The organism is Coleofasciculus sp. C1-SOL-03 (assembly GCF_040220555.1).
GTDB lineage: Bacteria > Cyanobacteriota > Cyanobacteriia > Cyanobacteriales > Coleofasciculaceae > Coleofasciculus.
On sequence record NZ_JAVJUO010000025.1, the window covers coordinates 1 to 11,013 of the forward strand.

The following is an 11,013-nucleotide window of genomic DNA, read 5'->3' on the forward strand; positions in this document are numbered from 1 at the left end:
TTTTTCAAGGCAATCCCAAGTATTACCGGATTATTGATGCGATTGGCGATTTTGTGCAAATGCCGTGGTTGGTGACTCGCTACGCTAAGGATATGGCGGCGGGTGATGGGGTGTTGATTTGGAAAGCCGGACAGGATGCGGGGATTTATGCGATCGCGGAAATTATTGAACCGCCTAAACTGTTGGATAAAGTCCCGGATATTGGCTATTGGATTGATAAGTCTCGTTTGGGAAGCAAGCCGCAAGCCCGTATTCGGTTTACGACGAAACTGTTAGAGAAGCCCCTATTGCGGGACTCTTTAAAACAAGATGCGGTGTTGAAGAGTTTGGGGGTGATTCGTGTACCGAATGGGACGAATTATAAGGTAACGCCTGAAGAATGGCAGCGGGTTCATGAGTTGAGAGGTTGTTTGTGAACTTAGTTCTATGTAGAGTGGGCAAGGCGGCTCAACGATAGAATATACCCATCAAGCTTTATGACCCCTCCCCACTTACCGTTATTTGGAGTATCTTGACCCAGGTGTGCCAGATATCAGTCTACTAAGTTACATTGGAAAGAGGCAATTTAAACAGCTTCCCTATCGACAATAATCATGCGCCAACGGGAATTTCAGCAATCTATTCTAGATCTTCTTTCTTCGCTGCGGGGTTTAAACCCACTCAAGCAGTTATTTTGGTCTGAACTGAATTACGAGCGAGAAAATCAACCCCTGTCTCGGCGGGGGTGGACGGATACTGCTTCACAAGTCTTGGCAGAAGATCCAGTTGTGTTGGCGTCTGGAGGAAATGATTTTCACGTTATTTATGCACGGTTGCAGTCTCGACAATTACTAGTGAGTGATGAGCGTACCGTGGTTAATCAACTGTTAAAAAATCATCCTTATGCCCTATTTGTTTTTTCTAACAATCAGCAAGACCAGTGGCATTTTATCAATGTCAAGATAGTTGGTGACGAGCGACAATCAGACGATAACCGAAATCCTCAGAGAAGACGACTGTTTCGTAGAATTACAGTTGCTGAAACCGAATGTCTCAGAACGGCTTCAGAAAGAATAGCCCTACTCGATTTAGAACAGATTCCTCAAGCTTCTCCCTTAGATATTCAGCTTCTTCACGACCAAGCTTTTAATGTTGAAGCAGTTACTCAGCAATTCTTTGAAGAATATAAAGCTCTCTTTAGTATCCTTCAAGATGACCTAACCCGACAAACCCATGACAGTCATTGGGCGCACGATTATGCTTTGCAGTTCCTTAACCGATTAATGTTCCTTTATTTTATCCAGTGCAAAGGGTGGTTAGGGAATAATAGAGAATTTTTGCATAGGTTTTGGTCTACTTATCAAAACTCAAATCAACCGATTAACTCCTTTGTTGATCAGTGGTTAAATATTTTATTTTTTGATGCATTTAATAATCGTTTCCATGGAGGTCATCGTCACTTCCCCAATGAGATACAATCCATTCTACAACAAGCGCCTTACCTGAATGGAGGATTATTTCGCGAAAATGAACTTGATCGACAATATAGTTTTTCCATAACTGACAGACGTTTTGCCCAAGTTCTTATCTTTTTAGAACGATACAATTTCACGATTAGCGAAGACACCCCACTGGATCAAGAAGTGGCTGTCGATCCAGAAATGATCGGTAAAGTATATGAAAGTTTGGTGAATGTCTCCAATGAAGCTGATGAACGGGGAGATGCAGGCATTTTCTATACACCTCGTATTGAAATTGACTTGATGTGCCGACTGTCTTTGGTGGATTATTTGACTAATCACTTAGGGGTTAATTATCAAGACCTATTATATGAATTCATATTAGCCTTAGAGCCAGAGGAAAAAGCTATAGCTGACCAAAAGTTAGCCGAGGCGAAGCTTTGGGATAAATTAGACAATCAATTGCGTCATCTTACTTTACTTGATCCAGCCTGTGGTTCTGGTGCATTTTTAGTCGGATTTCTCTCAGTATTAGATGATTTGCAACAACGGGTTAATCAACAATTAAACCGAGAAGAATCAGCTTATGAGCGAAAAAAGCGTATTATTGGTCAGTCCCTTTACGGGGTAGATGTCATGGATTGGGCTTGCCGTATCGCTGAACTTAGGCTATGGTTGGCTTTGATTATAGATGCAGAAATTCCGGCTGAGGAACTATATATCAGACGTGAACCCCTACTACCCAACTTTACGTTTAAAGTTCGACCAGGAGACAGTTTAGTACAAGAAGTTGGTGGGATTGACTTTAGACAAATTCGGAGTTCTATCAGAATTGCACCAGCTATCAAAGGTCGTATTACTCGCCTGAAAACAGAAAAGCTGAAATTCTACAATAATGATCAAACCTGTGAATTCAACTCGGATCGAGACATTCGTCAAGAGGAACTTAGACTGTTTCGCGATATTTTAGATAACTGCCAACACAGGATTCAGGAACAAATTAAAAGCATTCACCGGAAACTTGAAGAACCAGAACATGAGCAAATTACACTCCTAGAAGGTGTCAGTAAAGTTCAGTCTCGGAAACTAAAATCACAAATTGCTGAGTGGCAAAATCAGCTAAAATCACTCAGCCAAGAATTATCTCAGATTAAACAAGCCCGTGCTGCTCTCAAACCTAATGCAACTGTACCTTTTGTTTGGGACATAGCCTTTGTCGAAATTTTTGAAGGAGAACAGAAGGGGTTTGATATTGTGATTGGCAATCCACCCTATGTGCGTCAGGAAAATATTGCAAATCCTTTTTTAGACCGTGACGATATCACAACTGATAATAAAAAAGATTATAAAGCCAAGCTAGCTCATTCCGTCTATCAGCTTTTTCCTAAATTTTTTGGATATCAACCCCAAAAAGATATCAATCCATCGAAGCCGGAAAAGGCGGTTGCTCACAAGCTTGACTCAAAAAGCGACCTTTATATTTATTTTTATTTCCACGGTCTATCACTTTTGAATTCTCAAGGCTCATTCTGCTTCATCACCTCGAATTCCTGGTTAGATGTGGGCTATGGATCAGATTTACAGGAATTTTTACTCAGGCATTGTCATGTCAAAATGGTGTTAGAGAATGGAGCTAAAAGGTCTTTCGCGTCGGCTGACGTTAACACAGTTATTACTCTCCTTTCTGCACCTAACGGAAATTCTGACTGGGGACTGAATCAAACTGCGAAGTTTGTTGCTTTTTATGTACCGTTTGAGCAGGTTTTGTCACCTACAGTTTTTCAGGATATTGAAGCGCAAAACCAGAGACAAACTACCCAGGAGTATCGAGTCTATCCGATAGCTCAGAGTCACTTACTTGAGGAGGGTTGGAAGTACCCAGAAAATACGGATGCAAAGCAAAAATATTCTTATGGCTTTAGTCTTGGGAAGTATGTGGACAATAAGTGGGGAGGAAAATATCTACGCGCACCAGACATTTATTGGGTAATCTTAGAAAGATGCCAAGATAAACTGGTGGAGTTAGGGAACATTGCTGATGTGCAGTTTGGTATTAAGACAGGAGCTAATAAGTTCTTTTACCTAGATAAATCAAGAATTCAAGAGTGGGAAATAGAAGCAGAGTTTCTCAAACCCGTTATCCTACGTCCTGCTGATATTGTAACGCCTGAGATTCAACCAGAACATCTCAACGTTTTCTTACTCGTAGCTGACAAACCCCGAAATCAATTAAGAGGAACAAAAGTCGAGCAGTACATTCGTTGGGGCGAAAGTCAAGGTTTTGATAAAACAGCTACTTGTAAGGCTCGCGGACGTAAGCAGGGTGAATGGTATCGTCTCCAAGCGCGTGACCCAGCTCCTCTGGTGCTACCTATTAGCAATAAGATGGGCTTGGTGCTAGGCGTTAACGAAGCAAAGGCACAAGTCAGCGACAACTGTGTAGAAATCAGACCTCATGCTGAAGTAGATACAAACCTCATAGCAGCCTTATTGTTAGGTACATTTAACTTCATAGTAAGATATACACAAGGTTGTAGCTATGGACAGATGTTCAAAATTAAAACCTACGAAGCAGAGCAATTACTCCTACAAGACCCCCGCAAAATAGCACCTGCTGATGCCAAGCGTTTACTTGATGCTTTTCAGAATATTCGTTCCCAGAAATTTCAATGGCTAATTCAGGAAATGGAAACGCCAGAACGCGAAGCGTTTGACCGCGCTTGGCTTTCAGGTCATGGTTTCCATTCTGATCAAGAACAAACAGCAGCACTTGAAGCAATCTACGCCGCCGTTCGTAACCTCTCAAATGAGATGAATGCACAAGAGAAGGATTGGGTAGGAAATCGACCCGCAGTACGACAAGGGGGTAATCCACAAGATGTGATGAAAGGTAAGAGGGGAACTCGCTTAAGTCCAAAAGAAAAAAGTGAGCGACACGAAAGGCTTGAAGCCGCTAGACGTTTAAGTGGAATTTGGGCTGACTTACCGGAGGAGTGGGAGGATGACGACCAATAATCATGACGGCTACTACCCGTGACCTTGCTCACCTACCATTAGGGACAAGGGTCTTTGTGGATACTATTATCTTTGATCTATACTTTCGGAGTAAATCCACCACCTGTACAGCATTTATTAACCGTATTGCTAAAAGAGAAGTTTCCGCCTACGTGAATACCCAAATTCTTTCAGACCTCTTGCATAAACTGATGCTAGCCGAAGCCGTAAACAAGGGATATATTACACGTCGTAGCGCTTCTAAATTAAAGAATAAGTTATCAAGTAACCGCTCATTAGCCAGTAATTTAACAGATTATCAACAACAATTTGAAGATATTTTGGCGCTGGGGATTAAAGTCCTGCGGATTAGCAAAAAAACATTAGTTGAAACTAAACGAGAACGCACCCAGTATGGATTGATGACAGGTGATTCTTTGCATCTGGGGACAATGAATCAACATTCTACTCCCATCGATAATATAGTTACTCACGATAGTGACTTTGCTCATGTACCAAATTTAACTATCTGGACACCAATGGATGTAATTCCCTAACGAGAAATGATAATGCCAACTCACGATATCATCGACAACCGTAACCAAAAACTGGTAGTAGTAGCCGTAGGGTGGGTTAGACGATGCCTAATTAATGCAACAAACCGTTTAATAAACGCGCCGTCGTAACCCACCGAGTGATCGGCTTTCTCACCATTCAAAAAAAAATCCCACGAATCTCTTGATTTCTGCTGTGATTTCAGGTACTATTTCACCATGGGAAAATATGCGCTCCTATAACCCCCATTTCAGGAACATTTGTATCCCTGACCAGAAACTCTAAATCTCAGAATTATTCTCCTTGAACTTACCCATCAGCCGCGATCGCGAGTGAGATGGTGCTGAATCAATACAACAAACCCGTTGAATAAACGCGCCGTCATAACTCACCAAGTTATCGGATTTCTCACCATTCAAAAAAAATCAGATGAAGCTCTTGATTTAGGCGGTGATTTGAGGTACTATTACATCATGGGAAAATGTGCGCTCCTATAACCCCATTTTCAGGAACATTGGTATCCTTGACTATAAACTCTAAGTCTCAGAATTTTTTTCCTTGAACTTACACTTCATCCGCGATCGCGAATGAGTTGGTGCTGAATCAATATAACCAACCCGTTGAATAAACCCATCGTCATAACTCACCAAGTTATCTGATTTCTCACCATTCAAAAAAAAATCCCACGAATCTCTTGATTTAGGCAGTGATTTGAGGTATTATTTCACCATGGGAAAATGTGCGCTCCTATAACCCCATTCTCAGGAACATTGGTATCCCTGACCAGAAACTCAAAATCTCAGAATTCTTATCCCTGAACTTACCCATCAGCCGCGATCGCGAATGAGACGATGCTGAATTAATACAACAAACCGTTGAATAAACCCATCGTCATAACCCGCCAAGTTATCGGATTTATCGCCATCCCAAAAAAATTCCATAAATCTCTTGATTTATGTTCTGATTTCAGGTATTATTTCATCATGGGAAAATGTGCGCTCCTATAACCCCATTTTCAGGAACATTGGTATCCTTGACTATAAACTCTAAGTCTCAGAATTCTTTTCCTTGAACTTACACTTCATCCGCGATCGCGAATGAGATGGTGCTGAATTAGTACAACAAACCCGTTGAAAAAACCCATCGTCATAACTCACCAAGTTATTGGCTTTCTCACCATTCAAAAAAAATCGAATGAATCTCTTGATTTATGTTCTGATTTGAGGTACTATTTCATCATGGGAAAATGTGCGCTCCTATAACCCCCTTTTCAAGAACATTGGTATCCTTGACTATAAAGTCTAAGTCTCAGAATTCTTTTCCTTGAACTTACCCATCATCCGCGATCGCGAATGAGATGGTGCTGAATCAATACAACCAACCCGTTGAATAAAGCCATCGTCATAACCCACCAAGTTATCGGATTTCTCGCCATTCAAAAAAAATCCCACGAATCTCTTGATTTAGGCGGTGGTGTGAGGTATTATTTCACCATGGGAAAATGTGCGCTCCTGTAACCCCATTCTCAGTCACATTGGTATCCTTGACTATAAACTCTAAATCTCAGAATTCTTATCCTTGAACTTACCCATCAGCCGTTTAGATCCCCCTAAATCCCCCTTCAAAAGGGGGACTTTGATTACAGCGCTTTTCATGTTTACAGCACGTTCCAAAACGTTGTAGCACAGTAAAGACAGTGCTTTTCTATTCTTGGAGAGGGTGTATCACATCGAGGAAAGAAAACGCTGTATGGAATACAAAATTGCATCAGCTTGCTTTTCAGCGCAATCATCGTCTGTAGTCTACTAACTTGAAAACTGCGGTAATTTCTGGTTCCCCCCTTTTTAAGGGGGGCTAGGGGGGATCTCTTACCTGGTTTAAGAATAGGAAACGCCTGCGATAAACGATACTGGTTCGGTTAACTGTAAACTAAATTCTGTCTCTAAATCGTAGAGACTGAGTTCTTTGGCAAAGATTGTCTGTACCATCGTATTATTACCCTTGGGGAGAGACTTCTCTTTATTGTAAAATCAGATTATCGGCGAATTCCCAGATTAGGGCTAAAGCCCTCACTACGAACCAAATTAGCTGAGTCACGCTACTACTGGCTTTGACATAAGACGAATGACAAATGACGAATGACGAATAACAAATGCCAACTCACGATATCATCGACAACCGCAACCAAAAACTGGTAGATAATATCAACTGTATCCTCGACTCCTCAGACGCCGCCCATTTTGCTGTCGGTTATTTCTTCCTGTCTGGTTTCATCGCCATCGCCCCCCGTCTCGCCACTATCAACCAAATGCGGTTACTGATTGGTAATACCAGCAACCGCGAAACCATCGAACAACTCGCCGAAGGATATCGCCGCTTAGAACTTATTAAAGACCAAATCGAAGCCCAAACCTATCCCAAACGCATTCTCCGCCAGGAAATGGTAGCCCAAACTGCTGAAAATATCCGGTCTAGCGTGGAATTAATGGATCAAACCGATGCAGCGGAAACCTTGGTCAAAAACCTGGTACAGATGATCGAAGAAAAACGCTTACAGGTGCGAGTATATACCAAAGGACGACTCCACGCCAAAGCCTACATCTTCGACTATGGTAAAGTTTATAACCAATTAGGACAACTGGTCGATCGCGCTGAAAATGGGATTGCTGTTGTTGGTTCCTCTAATCTCACCCTATCCGGCATTTCCCATAATACTGAACTCAACGTCATTGTTCACGGAAACGACAACCACCAACACCTCACCCACTGGTATAACCAACTCTGGGAAGACGCCGAAGACTTCGACGAAACCCTAATGCAGCAGATGCAGCAGTCGTGGGTAATGGCACCAACCCGCCCCTACGATATCTACATGAAAACCCTCTATATGTTAGTCCGCGATCGCATCCAAGAGGAAAACCGAATCGAAATTATCGCCGATGACGCGATTACCCAGCAACTCGCCGACTTCCAAAACGTAGCCGTTAACCAAGCCATCAAAATTATCCGTGACTACGGCGGCTGTTTCGTCTCCGATGTCGTTGGCTTAGGGAAAAGCTTTATAGGCGCAGCGATTGTCAAACGGTTTGAACAAGTGGAACGCGCCCGCCCTTTAATTCTTTGTCCCGCCCCCCTGGTAGAAATGTGGGAACGTTACAATGAAGTTTATCATCTCAACGCCCGTGTCCTCTCCCTGGGAATGCTGCGAGAGGATGGCGAAAATGGGGAAAACCGTCTCGTCAACGACTTCCGCTATCAAGATAGAGACTTTATCCTTATCGACGAAAGCCACAACCTCCGCAACCCTAGCACTCAACGCTACAAAATCGTGGAAACCTTCCTCGCCACTGGGAAACAATGCTGTTTTCTCACCGCCACCCCCCGGAATAAAAGCGCCTGGGATATTTATAACCAAATTAAACTCTTCCACCCCGACGACAAAACCGACTTACCCGTAGACCCCCCGGATTTAAAAGCCTACTTTAAATTAGTCGAGGTAGGCGATCGCGACTTACCCAATTTATTATCCCACATCCTGATCCGCCGCACCCGCAACCACATTCTCCGTTGGTACGGCTTCGACGCCCAAACCCATCAACCCGTCGAACCCACCAACTTTTCCGCCTACCTTAACGGGAAACGCCGCGCCTATGTAATTGTGGGCGGGAAGCACCAATTTTTCCCCCAACGTCAATTAGAAACCATTGAATACAGCATCGAAGATACCTATCAAGGTTTATACCAACAACTGCGCCACTATCTGGGAAAATCTCGTAAACGCCAACTCACCAATCCCCCCGCCAATGAACTCTGTTATGCCCGTTATGGTATAGGCAATTATGTCTTAAAAGCCAAGCAGAAAAAAGACCCCTATTCCAGCTTACAAACAGCCGGGGCGAACCTGCGCGGATTGATTCGGGTGCTACTCTTTAAACGCTTCGAGTCTAGCGTAGAGGCTTTCCGAGAAACCGTGAAAAAACTCCTCAACGCCCATTACCTGTTTGAGAAAGCCTTAACCCAAGGATTTGTTCCCGCTGGGGAGGAAGCCCAATCCATTCTCTATGAACCCAACCAAGGCGAAGAACAAGACATTCTTGATGCCTTACGTCACGCCTCTGGCAAATACAAACTCGCCGACTTTGATGCCAAACGCCTACATCAACATATCCACCATGATATCCAACTCTTTAAGAAAATTCTCGCCTTAGTTCAACCCATCACTCCCGCCCAAGACACCAAACTACAAACCCTAAAATCCGGGCTAAACCAAGCCCCCCTAACCAACGGTAAACGCTTAATCTTCACCCAATACGCCGACACCGCCCGTTACCTCTACGAAAACCTCAACCCCGACGGGAAACAGGATGATATTGACGTTATTTATAGCGGCGATAAAAGTAAAGCCCGTATCGTGGGTAGATTCGCCCCCAAAGCCAACCCCGACTATCAATTTAGCCGGAATGAAACAGAAATTAACACCTTAATTGCCACCGATGTTTTAGCCGAAGGACTAAACTTACAAGATGGCAACTTAATCATTAACTATGACCTGCATTGGAACCCAGTGCGCTTAATTCAGCGGTTTGGTCGGATTGACCGAATTGGCAGTGAAAATGATATCGTTTACGGCTTTAACTTTTTACCCGAAACGGGTTTAGATAGAAATCTCGGCTTACGTCGCATCCTCGCCAACCGCATCGCCGAAATCCACGAAACCATCGGCGAAGATGCAGCAATTCTCGACCCCACGGAACAACTCAACGAAGACGCGATGTACGCTATCTATGAGAAGAATGGCGATAGCCAGCAACTGAGTTTATTTGAGGATAATGGGGAATATTTAGACCTAAATGAAGCCGAAGAAATCCTGCGCCAGTTACAAAAAGATAACCCAACCGAATACAAACGCATCGCCAATTTACCCCACGGTATCCGCACCGCTAAATTCTCCCTAAATAAAGGATTATTTGTGTTTTGTGAAGCTTCCTATCCCAATCGCCCTGAGTTAAAAGGGTATCAGCAGTTAGTCTTACTTGATGACCAGGGAGAGATTGTATCACGGGATATCTCTCGCATTTTAGGACGACTAAAAAGCAGCGCCCAAGAGGAAGGATTATCCTTACCCCAAGATTATAATGCGGCGGTGATGAGAATTAAACGTCAATTTGCCGAAGACGTGAAACACCGTCAATCGGAACGAGACTATAGCCGCAATCTTAGTCAAGGACAACGCTATAGTTTACGGGAACTCCGACTCTTTTTTGAAACAATTAACGATGAGGACATCAAAGCCCAAATTAATCTATTAGAAAAAGCCTTCCGCGAACCCGTCACCACGGGACTAAAGCGCGAGTTAAATCGGCTTAAACGGAATAGTATAACGGGTAATGAACTGTTTATCAAACTCAAGCAACTTTACGCCCAATATGACCGACACGAATGGCTAAACCGTCGCCAAAAGGATGAGGATTACTTAGTTCCAATCATTGTTTGTAGTGAAGCGTTGGTTTGACGGAAGTTATCAGTTATCAGTTATCAGTTATCAGTTATCAGTTATCAGTTATCAGTTATCAGTTATCAGTTATCAGTTATCAGTTATCAGTTATCAGTTATCAGTTATCAGTTATCAGTTATCAGGAGATGGGGGAGATGGGGAAGCTGGGGAAGATAGGGAAGCTGGGGAAGATAGGGAAGCTGGGGAAGATAGGGAAGATGGGGAAGATGTAGGGACAAAATTCATCATTAACGGGAAGGTTTTCACCCTGATGTCACTCAATGTAATCAGTGTAACTAATCTCTCACTTCCCTACCTCACTCTCTCTAATAAATCCGTGAAATCAGTGTTTTGACCAATGACAAATGACAAATGACAAATAACCTAACTCACTACCCCTACCCTTCAACGCGACGGGTGATTATGGGTAAGCATAGCGCTGTCGCCACTAGCCAACCCCTCGCCACATTAGCGGGGATGGAGATGATTTGGGCAGGGGGAAATGCTATTGATGCAGCGTTAGCCATGGCG

8 protein-coding genes and 1 pseudogene are annotated in these 11,013 nt (G+C 43.2%); 6 read left to right on the plus strand and 3 right to left on the minus strand.

Annotated features, from left to right (window positions below; all coding sequences use genetic code 11):
* From RIE73_RS04040 to RIE73_RS04050, 3 genes are all read left to right on the plus strand, one after another.
* Nucleotides 1-416: EVE domain-containing protein (locus tag RIE73_RS04040; protein ID WP_446399966.1), on the plus strand; the 416-nt coding region annotated here is incomplete at its 5' end.
* A 177-nt stretch (nt 417-593) separates the two neighbouring features.
* Nucleotides 594-4,454, plus strand: a complete 3,861-nt coding sequence (locus tag RIE73_RS04045) for an Eco57I restriction-modification methylase domain-containing protein (RefSeq protein ID WP_446399967.1) — start codon at nt 594-596, stop codon at nt 4,452-4,454.
* 2 nt (nt 4,455-4,456) lie between these two features.
* A complete protein-coding gene (locus tag RIE73_RS04050) occupies nt 4,457-4,990 on the plus strand; it encodes a type II toxin-antitoxin system VapC family toxin (protein ID WP_446399968.1) in 534 nt (177 codons plus the stop codon).
* A 279-nt stretch (nt 4,991-5,269) separates the two neighbouring features.
* Here RIE73_RS04050 and RIE73_RS04055 read toward each other — a convergent pair whose 3' ends face one another.
* The 3 genes from RIE73_RS04055 to RIE73_RS04065 all read right to left on the minus strand — a co-directional run bounded on the left by RIE73_RS04055 (nt 5,270) and on the right by RIE73_RS04065 (nt 6,439).
* Entirely contained in the window at nt 5,270-5,407 is a 138-nt protein-coding gene (locus tag RIE73_RS04055; protein ID WP_446399969.1) for a hypothetical protein, read from the minus strand.
* 117 nt (nt 5,408-5,524) lie between these two features.
* Nucleotides 5,525-5,662, minus strand: coding sequence for a hypothetical protein (locus tag RIE73_RS04060; protein WP_446399970.1), 138 nt, complete (start codon nt 5,660-5,662; stop codon nt 5,525-5,527).
* 627 nt (nt 5,663-6,289) lie between these two features.
* Nucleotides 6,290-6,439 carry a hypothetical protein gene (locus tag RIE73_RS04065; protein WP_446399971.1) on the minus strand — a complete coding sequence of 50 codons (150 nt, stop codon included), beginning with the start codon at nt 6,437-6,439 and terminating at the stop codon, nt 6,290-6,292.
* A gap of 701 nt (nt 6,440-7,140) precedes the next feature.
* On the opposite strand from RIE73_RS04065, the gene RIE73_RS04070 reads away from it, so the two are divergent.
* The 3 genes and pseudogenes from RIE73_RS04070 to RIE73_RS04080 form a co-directional block, all read left to right on the plus strand.
* The gene (locus RIE73_RS04070) at nt 7,141-10,500 is read left to right on the plus strand and encodes a helicase-related protein (RefSeq protein WP_446399972.1); all 3,360 of its coding nucleotides are present in this window, start codon (nt 7,141-7,143) and stop codon (nt 10,498-10,500) included.
* A complete protein-coding gene (locus RIE73_RS04075; protein WP_446399973.1) occupies nt 10,484-10,837 on the plus strand; it encodes a hypothetical protein in 354 nt (117 codons plus the stop codon). Before RIE73_RS04070 ends, RIE73_RS04075 begins: the two co-directional genes overlap by 17 nt.
* A gap of 17 nt (nt 10,838-10,854) precedes the next feature.
* Nucleotides 10,855-11,013: pseudogene (locus RIE73_RS04080) on the plus strand (gamma-glutamyltransferase); the annotation flags it as partial.

Excerpts from the sequence above, each read along its gene's own strand:
- RIE73_RS04045 (WP_446399967.1), top strand. The coding sequence starts at position 594 with ATGCGCCAACGGGAATTTCAGCAATCTATTCTAGATCTTCTTTCTTCG.
- RIE73_RS04050 (WP_446399968.1), top strand. The coding sequence starts at position 4,457 with ATGACGGCTACTACCCGTGACCTTGCTCACCTACCATTAGGGACAAGG.
- RIE73_RS04070 (WP_446399972.1), top strand. The coding sequence starts at position 7,141 with ATGCCAACTCACGATATCATCGACAACCGCAACCAAAAACTGGTAGAT.